The organism is Proteiniphilum sp. (assembly GCF_040307845.1).
Classification (GTDB): domain Bacteria; phylum Bacteroidota; class Bacteroidia; order Bacteroidales; family Dysgonomonadaceae; genus Proteiniphilum.
Map to the genome: position 1 here is coordinate 83,757 of NZ_JAWRIS010000041.1, position 16,997 is coordinate 100,753.

Annotated in this window: 15 protein-coding genes and 3 pseudogenes; 11 read left to right on the forward strand and 7 right to left on the reverse strand. The window is 43.4% G+C overall.

Annotated elements, in window-relative coordinates; translation table 11 throughout:
• The first annotated feature begins 98 nt into the window (after positions 1-98).
• From ABV001_RS10815 to ABV001_RS10825, 3 genes are read left to right on the forward strand one after another with little or no spacing between them, the layout of a single operon-like run.
• Positions 99-311: a helix-turn-helix domain-containing protein gene (locus ABV001_RS10815; RefSeq protein ID WP_352422812.1), complete on the forward strand. Its 213-nt coding sequence runs from the start codon at positions 99-101 to the stop codon at positions 309-311.
• Positions 308-643 carry a HipA N-terminal domain-containing protein gene (locus tag ABV001_RS10820; RefSeq protein ID WP_352422813.1) on the forward strand — a complete coding sequence of 112 codons (336 nt, stop codon included), beginning with the start codon at positions 308-310 and terminating at the stop codon, positions 641-643. The genes ABV001_RS10815 and ABV001_RS10820 overlap by 4 nt, the downstream gene beginning before the upstream one ends.
• Entirely contained in the window at positions 636-1,580 is a 945-nt protein-coding gene (locus ABV001_RS10825; RefSeq protein WP_352422814.1) for a HipA domain-containing protein, read from the forward strand. Before ABV001_RS10820 ends, ABV001_RS10825 begins: the two co-directional genes overlap by 8 nt.
• Positions 1,581-1,872: 292 nt before the next feature.
• On the opposite strand, the gene ABV001_RS10830 is transcribed toward ABV001_RS10825, so the two are convergent.
• The 3 genes and pseudogenes from ABV001_RS10830 to ABV001_RS10840 form a co-directional block, all read right to left on the reverse strand.
• Complete coding sequence (locus tag ABV001_RS10830) at positions 1,873-2,523, reverse strand: nitroreductase family protein (RefSeq protein ID WP_352422815.1); 651 nt, start codon at positions 2,521-2,523, stop codon at positions 1,873-1,875.
• Positions 2,524-2,603: 80 nt separating this feature from the next.
• Positions 2,604-3,433, reverse strand: a pseudogene (locus ABV001_RS10835) (nucleotidyl transferase AbiEii/AbiGii toxin family protein).
• Positions 3,430-4,056 carry a type IV toxin-antitoxin system AbiEi family antitoxin domain-containing protein gene (locus tag ABV001_RS10840; protein ID WP_352422816.1) on the reverse strand — a complete coding sequence of 209 codons (627 nt, stop codon included), beginning with the start codon at positions 4,054-4,056 and terminating at the stop codon, positions 3,430-3,432. Before ABV001_RS10840 ends, ABV001_RS10835 begins: the two are co-directional and overlap by 4 nt.
• Positions 4,057-4,283: 227 nt before the next feature.
• On the opposite strand from ABV001_RS10840, the pseudogene ABV001_RS10845 reads away from it, so the two are divergent.
• Both ABV001_RS10845 and ABV001_RS10850 read left to right on the forward strand, forming a co-directional pair.
• Positions 4,284-4,436, forward strand: a pseudogene (locus ABV001_RS10845) (helix-turn-helix domain-containing protein); the annotation flags it as partial.
• A 296-nt stretch (positions 4,437-4,732) separates the two neighbouring features.
• Positions 4,733-5,062, forward strand: coding sequence for a hypothetical protein (locus ABV001_RS10850; RefSeq protein WP_352422817.1), 330 nt, complete (start codon positions 4,733-4,735; stop codon positions 5,060-5,062).
• A 294-nt stretch (positions 5,063-5,356) separates the two neighbouring features.
• Here ABV001_RS10850 and ABV001_RS10855 read toward each other — a convergent pair whose 3' ends face one another.
• Both ABV001_RS10855 and ABV001_RS10860 read right to left on the reverse strand, forming a co-directional pair.
• Positions 5,357-5,806, reverse strand: coding sequence for a hypothetical protein (locus tag ABV001_RS10855; protein ID WP_352422818.1), 450 nt, complete (start codon positions 5,804-5,806; stop codon positions 5,357-5,359).
• Positions 5,807-5,891: 85 nt separating this feature from the next.
• Positions 5,892-7,160, reverse strand: coding sequence for an MFS transporter (locus ABV001_RS10860; protein ID WP_352422819.1), 1,269 nt, complete (start codon positions 7,158-7,160; stop codon positions 5,892-5,894).
• A gap of 293 nt (positions 7,161-7,453) precedes the next feature.
• On the opposite strand from ABV001_RS10860, the gene pdhA reads away from it, so the two are divergent.
• The 6 genes and pseudogenes from pdhA (at position 7,454) to ABV001_RS10890 (ending at position 14,870) form a co-directional block, all read left to right on the forward strand.
• Positions 7,454-8,563 (forward strand): pyruvate dehydrogenase (acetyl-transferring) E1 component subunit alpha, encoded by a 1,110-nt coding sequence (gene pdhA / locus ABV001_RS10865; protein ID WP_352422820.1) that lies wholly within the window; start codon positions 7,454-7,456, stop codon positions 8,561-8,563.
• Positions 8,560-9,537, forward strand: coding sequence for an alpha-ketoacid dehydrogenase subunit beta (locus ABV001_RS10870; RefSeq protein WP_352422821.1), 978 nt, complete (start codon positions 8,560-8,562; stop codon positions 9,535-9,537). The genes pdhA and ABV001_RS10870 overlap by 4 nt, the downstream gene beginning before the upstream one ends.
• Before the next feature lie 190 nt (positions 9,538-9,727).
• Positions 9,728-11,050, forward strand: a complete 1,323-nt coding sequence (locus tag ABV001_RS10875) for a dihydrolipoamide acetyltransferase family protein (RefSeq protein ID WP_294079934.1) — start codon at positions 9,728-9,730, stop codon at positions 11,048-11,050.
• Positions 11,051-11,095: 45 nt separating this feature from the next.
• Positions 11,096-11,929, forward strand: coding sequence for an ROK family protein (locus ABV001_RS10880; RefSeq protein WP_352422822.1), 834 nt, complete (start codon positions 11,096-11,098; stop codon positions 11,927-11,929).
• 24 nt (positions 11,930-11,953) lie between these two features.
• Positions 11,954-12,094 (forward strand): annotated as a pseudogene (locus ABV001_RS10885) (SagB/ThcOx family dehydrogenase); the annotation flags it as partial.
• Positions 12,095-12,332: 238 nt separating this feature from the next.
• Complete coding sequence (locus tag ABV001_RS10890) at positions 12,333-14,870, forward strand: DUF5686 and carboxypeptidase-like regulatory domain-containing protein (RefSeq protein ID WP_352422823.1); 2,538 nt, start codon at positions 12,333-12,335, stop codon at positions 14,868-14,870.
• Between the two features lie 20 nt (positions 14,871-14,890).
• On the opposite strand, the gene ABV001_RS10895 is transcribed toward ABV001_RS10890, so the two are convergent.
• Complete coding sequence (locus ABV001_RS10895; RefSeq protein ID WP_352422824.1) at positions 14,891-16,309, reverse strand: sialate O-acetylesterase; 1,419 nt, start codon at positions 16,307-16,309, stop codon at positions 14,891-14,893.
• Positions 16,310-16,509: 200 nt separating this feature from the next.
• Positions 16,510-16,917, reverse strand: a complete 408-nt coding sequence (locus tag ABV001_RS10900; protein ID WP_352422825.1) for a heavy-metal-associated domain-containing protein — start codon at positions 16,915-16,917, stop codon at positions 16,510-16,512.
• Between the last annotated feature and the right edge of the window lie 80 nt (positions 16,918-16,997).

Consider the following 16,997-nt stretch of genomic DNA (forward strand, 5'->3'; position numbering starts at 1 on the left):
ATCCACTTGCATATAAAACCATTTATTTTCCCATTTTTATATGCTTTCAAATATAATTTCATATCTTTGCAACAAAATAACTGCAAAAGCATATAATTATGTCATTAAGTTTAGCCGCATTTATTAAAACAAAACGGAAAGAAGCCAAGCTTACGCAGCAGGAATTTGCCGACAGAGCCGGCGTGGCGCTTACTGTCGTCCGGAAAATAGAGCAGGGCAAAGAAAACCTGAGTTTGGCAAAAGTAAATCAGGTGTTGATGATGTTTGGCAATAAGCTTGCTCCCGTCCATCATAAGGAAATTGAGCCATGAGACAAGGAAAAGTATTCTATAAAGATGACTTTGTCGGAATTCTTGCAGAAACCGATGAAGGCGAATATCTATTTGCTTACGACAAAGCGTATATTCATCATTTCCCGAATCAACCTATAACTTTTTCTATGCCCGTGTCCAATAAAGTATATCAGGATAATCGGTTATTCCCGTTTTTTGAAGGGTTAATCCCCGAAGGTTGGTTGCTGGAAATCGCATCCAAAAGCTGGAAACTCAATCAGAACGACCGTATGGGTTTGTTGTTGGCGTGTTGTAAAAACTGCATCGGAGCGGTAAGTGTAATTCCTATAACAGATGAAAGCAATGAATAAAAAGTGTCTGTATTGCTATCATGAATTAGCTACGGAGGTTGATTTTCATGCTTCGTGTAGTGCACGCTTTTTCGGAAACAACCACCCCCCTGTTTTGAATTACACCATGGCTGAAATGGCTGAATTAGCCAAAGAAGTGGTCGAAAGTTCTGTAACGGTTCCCGGAGTGCAGCCCAAACTCTCTTTGGGCTTTATCAAAGATGTTTTGCAAGATGGCGGTAAGGGACGATTAACAGTCATGGGCGCTTTGGGTGGAAATTATATTCTTAAACCTCAAAATGGCACTTTTCCTCAAATGCCCGAAAACGAGCACCTCACCATGCGAATGGCTGAACTTTGTGGAATTTCGGTAGTTCCCTCTTCATTGATTCGGCTGAAATCGGGCGAACTTTCCTACATTACCAAACGGATAGACCGTACGGAAACAGGCGAAAAAATCCATATGCTGGATATGTTTCAGATTCTGGAAGCTTTTGATAAATACAAAAGTTCTGTAGAAAAGGTAGGAAAAGCAGTTGCCGAACACTCATCGAATACTTTAATGGATTTACTTCGGCTTTTTGAAATTATTGTTTTTAGCTATCTTACCGGAAATAACGATATGCACCTGAAAAATTTCTCATTGATTTTAAACAATGAGGAATGGACATTATCGCCGGCGTATGATTTATTGAATGTAAACCTGCATCTTCCGGAGGATAACGAAGAAACGGCGCTTACTATCAACGGGAAGAAACGAAAACTGACAAAATCGGATTTTATAAACTTGGGATTTAAATTTCAATTGACCGAAAAACAGATTGTGAATACTTTTAATCGATTTATCAAAGCAGAGAAAAAAATGAAACAAGAGATAAAACGCTCTTTTCTTTCTCCGGAAAACCAAGAAAAATATATTGAATTATTGGAAAATCGGTTATTCTTGTTCAAGGAATAGTCAAGTTCTGTGTAATTTGATAAAATACAAATATTTTAATTTATAATCATCTGATAATAAGATATATATTTATGGTTAATTTTATTACAAAAATTAAGTGATACAAATTTGATACAAAACATAAATAATAACTCGCTGTAAATCAAAGAATAGAGACTGTGTGTCAAGCCATTTTTATAACTGTTTGATGCTGATTAACAAAAAAATAAAAAGTAAATTGAAATTTGTATCGTAATTTATTTAAAGTTCTTATTTTTAATTGTTTGCATTTTCCGCATCGGAAAGTGATTGATTACTCATCAACATCTATCGACAACTTGGGATATCCGACGGAATGGTTCAGCATAGGCAATTGGGTATCAGAAAGCTTTAGCAAAGATGCAATGCCTTCCCTGTCCATTCCGGCGCGAGGCCTGGTGCCGATGCCGTTTGCCGCACAGAAGATAGCCATATTCTGCGAAACCAGTCCCAGATCTATTGCTCCCCATTCGCGACGGTCCTCATTTGTCCCCACATCGCCAAACTTGGAAATATCAGTGACAAGAAGAATGATAAGCGGTGACATCCCCCTCTCTCCGAACAGTTTTCTGTGGTCACCCGAAATCACCGGTAATAGTTCATGTTTTGCGGCATCATATAAATGCACGCCCTCCGTCGTGAACGTATAGACCGATACATCCTGCCTGTTCATCGCGGAAGCAGCCGTTCTTTTCCCACTCTCCGGCCGATTAATACCATTAGCAGCCCAAAGCAAATCCGACAAATCATCTATGTTTAACATCCTGTCCGAATACTCGTCCGTTGACCTGCGGTTTTCCAACGCGTTCATCGCAGAACTCCCCCTGTTCATATTCGGTTCTTTTAACTTGATGATCTCTAATTTTTGTGCACTCAACACATTGAAAGCCAGTAATCCCGTAACAAAAAGCACACTTTTCTTCATAAGACTAAAATTATTTGTTTCGTGTAAAGATAGTACTTATTTTTAAATAGAGTGCCAGATGAAGAATCCACAGTATCACTCTATTCAAACCTCATCATATCCACTAACTGCACAAAATAATCATTCGACCAAATATCCAGTTCTTTGGGATTCTTGACAAAAGGAAGCACATCGCTCTTTACCTGATTCATATTTGCCGAAGCCAACTTCTCCTTCAATTGAGCTACGAACACATCACGCTTAATCACTTCTTTGTTGAGTTGAAGAGCACGCTCGGCAAGATGCGCAAAACCAAGCGGTATATTATGACGGACATACCATTCAAAATCGTACCAGTCACGACCCTTCACCCTATTTTTCCATGCCCGATAAACCAATGCGTGCATCTTTCCGGCAAACAGATCCGGAAGAGCGAAGCAACGAGTCATAAAAGAATGAGGCTGTAAAAGCAGTTTCTGCTCTGTCCTGAAATTCAACGGAGGCTGGGTGTCAACCTCAATCTTTATTTTTATAGATTTTTCCGTCTGAAAAGAAATATCATATGCATCTGTATTGTCTTTCAAGAAAGCAGACTCCACTTTGCCAAAACTCCTTTTATCTTTCTTTTTAATCTCTACTTCCCTGCCAACAATGGCAAACTCATCTATGATGGGTTGAAAGTACTTTGTAAAATCGAACTGCTCATCGGAAGCAAGAAGAGAAAAGTCCATATCCTGACTAAAACGCTGAAGGCCATGAAAAATCCGAAGGCAAGTACCCCCGTAGAAAGCAGCCGTGTCAAAGAAGCCGCCATTGTAAAGCCCCGCAAGTATTACCTGCTGGTTTTTACCTCAAAAATCGCATTCCGTTTCTGCTGTTCCGTGGAAAAATCGTATGAGGAAAGCATATTGCCGTAAATATTATTCTTCATTTCTTCAATAATTTCAGTAATGTATGTATTGAATCGGCCTTTTTCCCGACCTTACTATATTCCTCAAATATTTCACTGTTCATGTGCCTGAAATCTTCCAGTTCCAGTCGAATATCCTCTTCCAAATAAATCTCAGCCTCTTTTAGATAGCGGAGGTTTATATGGGTAGAATTGGCAATCAAATCACACAACGCCTTTTCGGGAGTTGCCATCACAAAAGCATATCCATCTTTCTGGATACTGGTCAAGCCTACGGAAAATGCTCTTTTTGAGATATGCGTATATTCAAATCTACCCAGCTGCGTATCAAAAACCTTAGCATGTTTCAAGGTCATTGATTGCTTGGTATATACCGCTTCCGGTATCAAACCGTAATAACGCAGAGCCGACGACATGGAAACATACGAAGGAGCATAAAGATGATTGGCTATCAATTCCGTTGATAGAGTTTTGCCTGTTATTTCCGGGTTGCATACATAAAGCCCCCGCTTGAGACGGATAATTTGCTTATCGCGCTCAAGCAACCTTATTTTTTGGTTTCCCCTCTTGATATGAGGGAAGAGGGATTCCAAGGCGGAAGCCGTGACAGGGATATTGCCTAATTGATGTAATGGGTTGTCCATAGTGCAAAGATAGCTATTTTTTGAATATTAAAACATATTAGACGCGCTTTTCTATTCAAAATATAGCTCCTTTTGGGAGTTCAAATGGAAGAGTTAGAAACAAACCACTCACCCGTACTTCCATTCTGAATCACGATGCATAGGTAGAGGGTCGTTATGCAGCCTTTTTTCGTAGCCAAAATTATTTTTGTTGGTATTCCTATTTTATACCCGATAAAGTATAATAAGTGGATGTAAAACTCTTTTTATACCGGAAGGAGCATCACTTGACCCAAATTGAACTCTCAGAAAAATCGGGAGTCGGTTTACGTTTTGTGCGTGAACTTGAACAAGGAAAAAAGACCTTGCGGTTAGACAAAGTAAATCAGGTGCTAAACCTCGATCCCGATTATCGCCGCTGGGGTCCCGGATATTGGTGGCAGAACACGCGACTGCCTTATATCAGCCTGACTGTTTCAGGCGATTTTGATCTTATGCAGCCTTTCTTTAAGATGTATGCGGACGATATTTATAACCTGTGTAAATACAGGACTAAGAAATATTTCAATTTCGATGGTGTATGTTTTCCTGAGTGCATGTATTTCTGGGGGCTTGTTTTACCAATGATTATGGTTGGACGAAAATGGAAGAGCGTGAGGATAAACTGCAGGATAGTAGATGGCATAAATGGGAATGGGTGGCAGCTCCCGAGTTAGTACACATGATGCTCGATTATTATGATTTCTTATCCGATTCGGTCTTATTACAAGAGAAAATAGTTCCGGTAGCCAATGACATAATGAAGTTTTTCGACAACTTTTACACAACAAACGAAGACGGGAAATGGGTAATGAATCCTTCTAAAATTTACCTGTTGCCGGCATGGCCTAAAGAATGGGATATCGACTTTAAACTACATGCTCCCAAAAATACCGTAATTACGGGGAAAGTGGTGAATGGAGAGATACAGTCATTGGATGTGAATCCTGTTTCACGAAAAAATGATATGGTAATATGTACACCTTAATGAATAACAAGACTTCGACCTTAGGAATAAATTCAATCTGCTGATATTCAGAATAATACAAGTGTGTCAACACTGTTGACACAATTGTATAAGAGACTAGTTTTATCTTTTCTAACGTTGATAAATTGGTCTTTACATAACTTTTTCAGACGTTAGTTCCCGATTGTACAAAATAGTGCAGGGATACTTTAGTACGACTTATTAACATAACCGGAAGGGCGTTTTATCTGGACAATACAATCTCTCTAATATGGCGGTTCAGACCTTTCCATGTAAAAGTCTTTTCATCTTCGCTTAAAACCATGCTATAGTTGTCGCCGAAGAAAAATTTATCCAGGAATAAGTATTCTTCTGAAAAGCGGTCGGAACTGACCGGGAAGGGCTTGCTAATAATCGTGATTTGAAAGGAATAGTTTCATGGTTCAGATAAAAGGATGCTTCCAATTGATTGTATTTTTCCGCATGAATTGGATCATTGTAGATATTGTTTATAAAAATCCTTCCCGGATTGAAAACAACTGAGTCATTCGTAGAATCATCTGAAATATAGCCTTTAGCAATGAGTATTTTCTCTACTTTCCAGTCTCCCCTTACTTTCTCCCTGAAATCTTTTAGAAAGATATTTTCTCGTTCATCGTAGGTTTGATTTTGACCGGTTGGTTCGTCGGAATTGGAACATGATAAAAGTAACCACATGAAAAGAACCAACCCTGTTGATGTGACATACAAATAGTTTGTTTTCATATTAGTCTTAGCTTTATTTAGATTTTAATAAAAGATCCAAATTTAATTGGAATAGTTGATATATCATAAAGTATTCTGAATAAAATTATTCCTGCAAATTGGGCGCAGAATATTTTCTTCTACCTTCAATATTTGGCAGGAAAGCTGTTATTATTCCGATTAGGGGCAAGTAAGCACAAATATTGAACACAAATTCAATATTTGTCTTATCTGCCAACCACCCCCAAAACGCGGAGGCTATGCCTCCCATTCCGAAGGCCAGTCCAAAGAATAACCCGGCGATCATACCCACTTTCCCCGGAACAAGATCGGTTGCATATACCAATATGGCCGAAAATGCGGATGAAAGAATCAAACCTACAAATACGGCAAGGACAATGGTCGCCCAAAGACCAACGTGAGGCATTAAAAGGGCAAAAGGAGCTGTCCCAAGAATTGAGAACCAGATAATGTATTTTCTGCCAAAACGGTCTCCTAATGGTCCGCCGGCAACTGTACCGACAGCCACAGCGGCAAGAAAAATGAACAGGTATAACTGCGAGTGTTGTACGGAGACATTGAATTTTTCAATCAGGAAGAAAGTGAAATAACTTGTCATGCTTGCCATATAAAAGTACTTGGAGAAAACCAGGAAGAATAGGATGATTAATGATCCGATTACCTTTTTTCGGGGGAATGTATTGGCTTTTTCCGTTTGTGCATTTCCCCGGGCCGTCGGTTTTATGTGCAGGTGAGCCTTGTACCATCTCCCGACCCGCAGGAGGATAAGGATTGCCAGCAAAGCAGCCAATGTGAACCATTTAATGGCGGGTTGTCCAAAAGGCAAGACGATCAATGCGGCTAGCAGAGGCCCCAGGGAGCTCCCAAAATTTCCTCCTACCTGAAAAATGGATTGTGCAAGACCTTTTCTTCCTCCTGAAGCCAGTTGTGCCACTTTGGATGATTCCGGATGAAAGACCGATGAACCTATACCCACCAGCGTGACGGCAAGGAGGAAGGTGTGAAAATTGGAGGCCATCGACAAGACGATCAGTCCAACCAGTGTAAAACTCATTCCAATAGAAAGAGAAAATGGTTTTGGATGTTTGTCCGTATAAAATCCTATAAAGGGTTGTAATACCGACGAAGCAAATTGGTATGTAAGCGTGATGATTCCTATCTGCGTAAATGAAAAGTTGAATTTCTCTTTAATAATGGGATATACGGCAGGAATAACCGACTGCATCATATCGTTTAGCAGATGTGCAAAACTAATTGTAAATAAAATGGTATAAATCGTTTTTTGATATATCACTTCTGACTGCACACTACTTGCCGGCTTTTGTCTTTCCTCTGTTTCTGTATATGAATCCATTGTTGAGATATTCTTCTTTTTTTTCTTTCCAATTCTGCTGATTCTGTCTTCCGTCTGTAATAAGAGTCAGGAATGAGGGCGCAAAATTAATAATATTAAGTGACAATGACGACAGAGGGTCCGTTTGTAAGTATTTTTATGACCCCTTTCAGCCTCTTTTAAGAACTATTTATGGTCCGGACTGTTATATTCAGTGCTAAGTGTATTTAAGATTCACAGCGAAGTGTTGTTTAAAATAGTCTGATTGCTTCAGGCTATGTCATACAAAGAAATAGTGCTAAACAGACAGATAGATGATCCAAAATGATTTACCTGCGATTTTTCGTGACTTCGATCCAATAGAAGATAAGATGCTGCAGGTCATCGACAATGAAGGGAATGTGGTGAATGAACCGCTGATGCCCGCATTGGAGGACGAAATAATTATAGATGCTTATAAGCAGATGTTATACGAGCGGCTGGCCGATGAGATGGCTGTCTCTTATCAGCGCCAGGGACGGATGTACACCTATACACCCAATATGGGGCAGGAAGCTATCCATATTGCCGCCGGAATGAATATCCGGAAAGAGGACTGGGTGGTGCCTGCTTTCCGGGAAATGGGTACCCTACTGGCTAAAGGGGTTACCATGAAAGAGATGTTCCTGTTTTATCTGGGAAATGAACAAGGCGGCAGTTTCAAGGATGCCTACCATGTCCTGCCGATCGCGATTTCTATCGGAACGCAATTTCATCATGCCACCGGTATAGGTTATTCCGTGAAATACCGGAAAAAAGATGAAGCGGTATATACTTTTATCGGTGACGGAGGTACTTCGGAAGGTGATTTCAGCGAAGGGCTGAATTTTGCCGGTGTATGGCAGGTGCCGGTCGTCTTTACGATACAAAATAACCAGTATGCTATTTCTGTCCCGGTGAAGTCGCAGACCAATTCGATCAACCTTGCGGTGAAATCGGTCGCTTTTGGTATCCCGGGAATCAAGGTGGATGGCAATGATTTTCTTGCCATGTATCTGGTTTATAAAACGGCCTCCGAATACGTCCGGTCAGGGAAGGGACCCGTGCTGATCGAAGCTGTCACCTATCGTCGTGGTGCCCATACCACCTCGGACGATCCCTCGAAATACAGGTGTAAGGATGAGGAAACGCTATGGGGGCTGACTGATCCGTTGATCCGTCTGAAACGTTTTATGCAGAATAAGGGAATATGGCAGATCGATGAAGAAAAACTTATTGAAGAATACCGGTTGGAGATCGATGCCCAGTTTGTAGATGCGGAAAATAACAAGTCCTATCCCTGGGAAGAGGTATTTGAAAATATGTACACCGACATGCCGGACGAGTTAAAGAGACAAAAGATGGAGTATGCACAATTCTTAAGCTGGAAGGAGAACAGGAGATGAGCGTAATGACAATGGTGAAAGCGATTAATAATGCGCTCGATATAAAGCTGGAAGAAGATAATGATATTGTTGTGTATGGTGAGGATGTAGGCGTGGAGGGCGGCGTTTTCCGTGTGACCGAGGGGTTGCAGCAGAAGTACGGCGTGGAGCGTGTCTTCGACTCCCCCCTGGCGGAGTCGGGGATTGTCGGTACTGCCCTGGGGATGGCTGTGTCGGGTCTCAGGCCTATCGTGGAACTGCAGTTCGAAGGGTTTACCTTCCCTGCCTTTAACCAGATACTCTCCAATGTGTCACGCATGCAGAACCGTTCCCGTAAGAAATACGGAGTGCCGATGGTGATCCGTTTTCCCTATGGTGGTGGTGTCAATGCCCTGGAGCATCATTCCGACAGTCCTGAAGCCCTGTTTGCCCATATACCGGGGCTCAAAGTAGTGATCCCGTCCACTCCCCATGATGCGAAAGGGTTGATGATTTCCGCTATCGAAAGCAATGACCCCATTATCTTTATGGAGCCGAAACGGATTTACCGGGCAATCAAGCAGGAGGTTTCTGAAGAGAAGTTTACCCTTCCCCTTGGCAAGGCCCGCGTGGTGCAGGAAGGGACAGATATAACGATTGTGGCTTTCGGAGCCATGATCCGTGAATGCCAGAGAGCAATCGCAATGGCACAGGAGGCCGGCATTTCGGTGGAGTTGATCGACTTGCGTTCCATTTATCCCATCGACCGGGAAACCGTCGGGAATTCTGTGCGGAAAACGGGACGTATGCTTATCGTGGCCGAAGCACACCAATCTTTCAGTGTCGGGTCGGAGTTAATCGCTATCGCCAATGAGGAGGCTTTCCTCTATCTGGAAGCACCCCCCCGAAGGGTGGCAGGATTCGATACCATTGTTCCGTTGGCACAGGGGGAGAAGTATTATATAATTTCGCCCGAGCGTATTTTTTATGAAATTGAAAAGAGCGTTAAGTTTTAATCCGGATAAATCGGAACAAGTAATGTCAATGAGAATAATCCCGATGAATCGGGACATGTAGTGCCAATGTGACTGATAAAAAAGAAGTCCGAAGTTGAGAAGTAAAGAAGTTGATTTTTCACTTTTTACTTTTCACATTAGTTTAGTTTAGTCTTGGCTCTTGCCTCTAAATATCTAAAAATCAATTATAATGAGGTTTGTATTTAATTTCCCCGACTTGGGCGAAGGATTGGAAGAAGGAACCATATTGGAGTGGTTTGTTTCGGAAGGAGATAATGTGAAAGTGGGTGATTCTCTGGTGCAGATGGAAACAGACAAAGTAGTAGCTGATATTCCTTCTCCCAAAAGTGGCACTGTTATCGCCTGCCACGGCAATGTGGGCGATGTAATTCATGTGGGTTCGCCGCTTGTGGAGATAGAAATAGAGGGCAGTGGAGCGCGCGAGGGTAATACTGAAAAGGAAAATACTGATACCGGCAAACCGATAGTCGTAGATGCGGGATTGCCCGTGGAAGCTATTGTTGAATCGGAAGAGGGTGCAGCGGTAGTAGGAACCATGGAATTGGCCGGTGAAGGCTCTTTACTGGCTTCTAGCAACGAAGTCTCTGCCGAAACAACCAATATGGATAAAGCGGGATGCAAAGTCCTTGCCACACCGGTCGCCCGTGCTATGGCAAAAGAGATGGGGATCGATATCAACCATGTGCCGGGTAGTGGTCCCTCGGGAAGAGTCAAAAAAGAAGATATACTGAATTATACATCACCATCCACAGAGGGGAGTGGTAAAACAAGTGCAATTGCACCCCGGATGGAAGATGTAACCTACAAGCCACTTACCCAGATCAGGAAGACCATTGCAAAGAATATGCTTCACTCCAAACATAACGCGGCACACATGTCGGTTTTTGAAGAGGTGGAGATATCCTTGTTGAAGGAGGTCGTTACGAAATACAAACCCAAATTTGCCGCTAAGGATGTGAAGCTCACCTATCTGGCCTTTGTTGTGAAAGCGGTGGCACAAGCATTGAAACAACATCCCCAGCTTAATTCCCAGATCGATACGGAAAACAACCGGATGATCTTCCGCAACCGTTACCACATCGGTATCGCGGTGGATGCCCCCGATGGATTAGTGGTGCCCGTGATCCGGGATGCAGACCGTTTAACTATTTTCGAAATAGCAAAGGCAATAGGTGAATTGGCCCAAAAGGCACGGGAGAGAAAATTAGTATTGGAAGATATGAAAGAAGGTTCTTTTACCATCACCAGCTTCGGCTCCATTGGCGGTATTTTTGCTACGCCGGTGATCAATTTTCCTCAAGCCGGTATATTGGGTATCGGGCGTATCCTGAAAACGCCTATCGTGAAAGATGACGAAATCGTGGTAGGCAATATCATGCCTGTTTCACTTACCGTCGACCATCGTATTGTGGATGGTGGCGAGACCACCCGCTTTGTTAAGAGGGTAATGGAATACCTCTCTGATCCCGTATCGTTATTGATGGATGATTAGAAAAGTTTATTAAATTTGTACCAGATATTGAAATAAAGTAAATATATGGGATACATTCTTGGTATTGATATGGGCGGTACCTCCATTGTTGGAGGTCGAATAGAAGGTGAGCATATAGCCGGGCAGATTATAGTAGATACCTGTGCCCGGGAGGGGGGTGAAAAAACATTGAATATACTGAAGGGACTTATCCGTCAGCTAAAGACTACTGATACCAGGGCGATCGGAATAGGAGTGCCGAGTGTAGTAGACCGGGAGAAAGGGATTGTCTATAATGTCCAGAATATAAGGAATTGGGATGAAGTACATCTGAAATCCCTTCTTGAAGTGGAATTTGGACTGCCTGTTTATATTGATAATGATGCTAACTGTTTTGCCTATGGGGAGAAAATCTTTGGAAAAGGCAAAAATTTTGAAAATTTTGTGGGTATTACATTAGGAACAGGCGTAGGAGGGGGGATCATTCAGGATAATCATCTGTTATTCGACTCCAACTGTGGTTCCGGAGAATTTGGAGAGATACCCTATCTCGATTCAATCCTTGAGGAATATTGCGGAAGTCGTTTCTTTACCCGGACGACAAGCCGTTCAGGCTATGAAATTGCATTAAAAGCGAGGGAAGGAGATATAGAGTCGATTGAAATATATAACCAATATGGAAAACATATCTCTGCGTTGGTGAAAGTGATATTGTTGATCCTTGATCCGCAGGCTATTATTTTCGGAGGTTCCATATCTAAGTCATTCGACCTCTTTAAAGATTCAATGTATGAGAATCTGAAAGATTTCCCTTATCCCAAGTCGGTGGAGAAAGTTCAAATATTGACTTCCGACCTGCATAATATCGGAATTCTTGGAGCAGGCGCTTTGTGTGTATAGTTTACGGATACCCCTCCGCAATTCTCCGATCTGTTGTGGGCGGCTAACGGCTTTATCCGTGATGGTAAACGCACTGCGCCGACGGCAAACAACCGTCAGGAATTGGACCTGTATGTAATAACCAAGCGTGGAGTCTATTTGAATGATGCCCGTAACCATCTTTTGATATCCCGACTAGCCTCTGTCCCTTGTTTCACTTTCTGTCCTGCCTTCTTCCGTCATGAGGGTAGAATGCTTACCTGTGGAGGAAAAACAAATTTTTAGATGCCCTAAGATAGTTTAATCACAAAATAACAGCCGCGTATGCTAAAAACAACTACTTTTGTTCCTTCATATCGGTTAATGTTGATGTAGGTGGATGAAGGGTAGATCGTTGTATAAGTATTACAGACTGTTTTTCTTGATGAGGCTCATAACCTTTAGCGGGTATGCGCAAACTGTCACATCCGCGTCGGGTTTGGTGCAGGACGCAGTTACGGGTGAAGACTTGCCTTTCGTTACAGTCATGTTTGAAAATTCAACCATCGGCACGGCAACTGATGACAACGGCCAGTTTGAATTGAAAAACACGCAAGGATACCACACCTTGCAGGTCTCTTTCGTCGGATATGAGACGAAAAAAATCCCTTTGAAAGCGGGAACCCATAATGCCGGACTGGAGATATTGCTGACACCGTCCACTATGGAACTCGACGAAGTGGTCATCCGTCCGAAAAGGGAGCGATACCGCAGAAGAAATAATCCCGCCGTCGATTTGATCCGGAATGTGATCGAACACAAGGACCAAAACCGGATCACCTCCCTGGATGAATATCAGGTGGAGACCTACGAGAAAATTTCCCTGGCTTTGGATCAATTTAATCCCGATGCCGGCCAGAACGCATTCCTCCGGCGTTTTCCCTTTCTTGTGAACTATGTCGATTCCTCGGCTATCGACGGAAATCCGATACTGACACTTTCCATACGGGAGAAACTGGCAGACCAATATTACCGCAAAGACCCACGGTCGGAAAAAACAATCTACAAGGCATTGAGACAGGAGGGTATCGACCGGGAACTGGATAATTACGGCGCATTCACTGCCAATCTCGAGGAAATCTTTCACGAGGTGAACATTTTCGACAACGACATTAAATTCCTGCTCAACCGCTTTGTGAGCCCGCTCTCCTCCACGCTGGCGACGGCCTATTATCAATACTTTATTATGGATACCGTGGCAGTAAATGGAGACCAGTGCATCGACCTGGCTTTTGTACCTGCCAATTCACAAAGCTATGGGTTTACCGGACGGCTCTATATTTTGACGGATGGTACCTACGCTGTCAAGAAAGCCACCTTGAACGTTCCGAAACAAATCAACCTCAACTTCGTCAACCATATCCAGATAGAACAGGAGTTCAAACAGACGCCGGAGGGGGTATGGGCACCCGACAGGGTGGATACTTATGTGCAAGGACGATTTGTGAAAGGTACGCAACCGCTGTATGTCCATCAGTTGAAAAGTTACGACCATTACCGCTATGAGGTCACGAACCGCGATTCGGTCTTCGCCTTGCAGGGCGATGTGCATACGGCACCCAACGTTGTCATGAGCGATGCGCTGTGGGCAGAACGGAGGCAAGTACCTCTCCCCGCAAGCGAAGATGCCATGGGAGAGATCATGGATCAGTTTTATGACCGGAACTCGTTCAAGGTCTTCATGAAGGTGCTGGGAGTGGTAGTGTCAGGCTTTATCGAAACCAGTAGGGAACATGATACCAATAAGTTGGATATCGGTCCCATGAACAGCTCTATCTCGTTCAACGAAGTGGAAGGGTTGAGACTGCGTGCCGGGGCTATGACCACGGCCAACTTGCATCCCCACCTCTTTTTCGGAGGATATGCGGCCTACGGATTCAAAGACCATAAATGGAAATATTCGGCCAAGGCAACCTACAGTTTCAACGACAAGGAATACCACGAGAAGGAGACTCCATTGAATAACCTTAGCTTGTCGCACGAGTTCGATATTTTCACACCCGGGCATACATTCTTCAATACCGGCCAGGACAACATGTTGCTCTCCTTTAGGACGGGGAAGGTGATGGATAAGATGAATTATCTCCGCACTACGCGGCTGCAATACGAGAAAGAGTGGCTCAATGGCCTTACGGTAAGCACATGGCTGCAACATCAGAACAATGAGGCCGCAGGCGCGCTGCAATATATCCGGCATGACGGGAACGACCTTTTTACCCAATTGACCGATTTCACCACTGCCGAATGGGGTGCCTCGTTGCGTTTTGCACCGGGAGAACGTCCGTTTAATACCCGTGTGGGAAAAGAATCGGTCGGTAACCTCTCCAACGATACGCCCATCTTTTTCCTTTCCCTCCAAATCGGGACGGACGGTGTGGCAGGAGGCGATTATTCCTACCAACATACGGAGTTGAGCATGGAAAAGCGCATCTGGCTCTCGTCTTTCGGGCATATCGATACGAAGATAAAAGCCGGGAAAGTGTGGGACAAGGTGCCTTTCCCCCTGTTGATCATGCCCAATGCCAATCAATCGTGGACTATCCAGAAGGATGCTTTCCACCTGATGAACGCCATGGAATTTGTCGCCGACCAATATGTTTCAATAACGGCAAATTACCATTTGAAAGGGTTTATCCTCAACCGTATTCCCCTTGTCAACCGCCTGAAAATGCGCGAAGTGGTATCTTTCAGTGGTGTTTACGGGGATTTATCCGATAAAAATAACCCATACCTGACTGACGGGTTATTCCTATTTCCCGAAGGAACTTTTATGTTCGGCAATAAACCCTATATGGAATATAGCGTGGGGGTTGAGAATATACTCAAGGTGCTGCAAATAAGTTACTACCGTCGACTTAGCTACCTCGATCATCCGGAAATCTCCAAAGACGGGATACGGGTAAACCTCAGGTTCACTTTCTGAATGCAAATTCACTGTTTCTATTATTTCTCAAATGAATCTGTTCTGAACGGTACTACCGGTAATTCACGCGTACCGGCAAAGTTCCCTGTCTGAAAGTTACGGAAACAATAACGGACAGCTACCGGTTTGTCAACCCCTTCGCGGAACACTTCCACTTTGCCGTCACGAACTACTGCCACGGCGGGAAGGAACTGTCCGTCTTCGGCAGCAATCTCGAATCCTTCGATACCATCCGTGCGGTTGAATCCCTCTCTTGCATGATCGAAGGAGAGAATTACCTTACCGTCACGAATCTCCATTGAATTATACTCGGGGCCACGGGCAACTACCCGGTCATACCCATAAGTCTGGTTAAGCGCCATGAATGCGAGCCGTTTTCCTACATCCGTTTTATTGCGGGGGTGGATGTTAGTTAACTCATAAGGTTCCACCAAATCGTTCGTGGAGATCATCCCGCTATGAGGAATCAGTTTTTGTGCTTTAAACTGCGCCTCGCGCAGATAGGCTGCACTGCTATCATCTCCATTGCCATAGGCATAAGGAGCAATTTCCACATAGTAAAACGGCAGTTCAGGATTATTCCATTGTTTGCGCCAGAGGGTCACCATATTGTAAAGGCGTTCAGCATAAACCTGATGGGCACCGACATTCGATTCTCCCTGATACCAGATAAAACCTTTTACTATATAATGGGTAAGCGGATGGATCATGCCATTGTACATCAGCAGTGGACGGGCCATTGGATGTAATTTATTGACCGCTTCTTCATTCAGATCCACATCGGGATAAGTCTCGAGGATTTCCCTGCTGGTCCACCCTTCTACTTTAGTACCTCCCCAGGAGGAAACAATAATACCTACGGGTACATTCAGCGACCGGTGGAGTGTTTCGGCAAAGAAAAATGCCGTGGCACTGAATCCCGGTGAATTGGCCGGATTGCATACCTGCCAGCGTCCTTCTACACTCTCTAATGGTTCAAAAGAAGGTGTTTTAGGTATGGTGACAAATCGTATGGCGGGATATTGTCCGGAGAAGGCAATGGTTTCGTTGGCACCCAGTATGGGGTTGTTATTAAAACCTTGTAAGGGCATTTCCATATTGCTCTGTCCGGATGCCAACCATACTTCCCCAATTAGGATATCCTTGAGGACTATCTCTTCTCCATCGGAAATTGTAATGGTCCGTGGGTTAAAGCTTGCTTCGGGCGTTTCGATCACGGCGAGCCAGTTTCCTTCGTTGTCGACTGTGGCTCTCACTGCCGTTTTGCTCCAACAAGGCTTGACCTCTACTGTTTTGCCCGGACCGGCTTTTCCCCATATATTCACTTTGCTATTTTGTTGCAGTACCATCCCGTCGCTCAGGATTTCCGGCAATACCGGCTTTCCGTATAAAACCATACCGAGAATAAGAAGTACCGGTAATAGAAAAAATCGTTTCATTTGCTTTTAGTTTTTTATATGATTGGAACTTAAATGGCTGCATGTTCAATTTCGATTTTATCCTTGTGGAACGATAATGTGATTTCACGAAATGATATAACCGGAATCGTTGTCCATGATTTGCAAATTTAGTAAATTATCCTGATAGAAAGTGAAAATAGGGAAATATTTGAGACGGATTGAATAATTAATTGAAAAAATCAACCTCTGTATTTGCAACAAGCCGGTAATGCATCGTAAGTTGCCTGGTCTGCTTTATCCCTGTCGGTATCATATCCTACCTCGGCAATGGCTTTACTGACAGCATCGAGAGTTGTTTGTTGCGGATTGAAATGCAGATGGAGTTCTTTTTTCTCCACATCCCATTCGGCAGTAGATACTCCGTCTACACTTTTTGCCGCAGTTTCTATATTTTCTTTACACATTTCACAAAGCCCCTGTACACCAAGCACAGCATGCTCGTCCTGATTTTCTGTCCCGGCGGATACTTCCGTTTCAGTCTGTGCTGTTCCGGTTGTAGCAGCACCGCTTTTGGAACTACCCGAATTGCATGCGGCGAACAATGAGGCTGCAACAATCATTGCTGATAATACATACTTTTTCATCATAACTTTTTTCTAATTGTTTATTTAAATCTGAGTTTGCCTTTGTTTAACGAAAATAGGATATTTTTGTTCGTTGTTTCCCA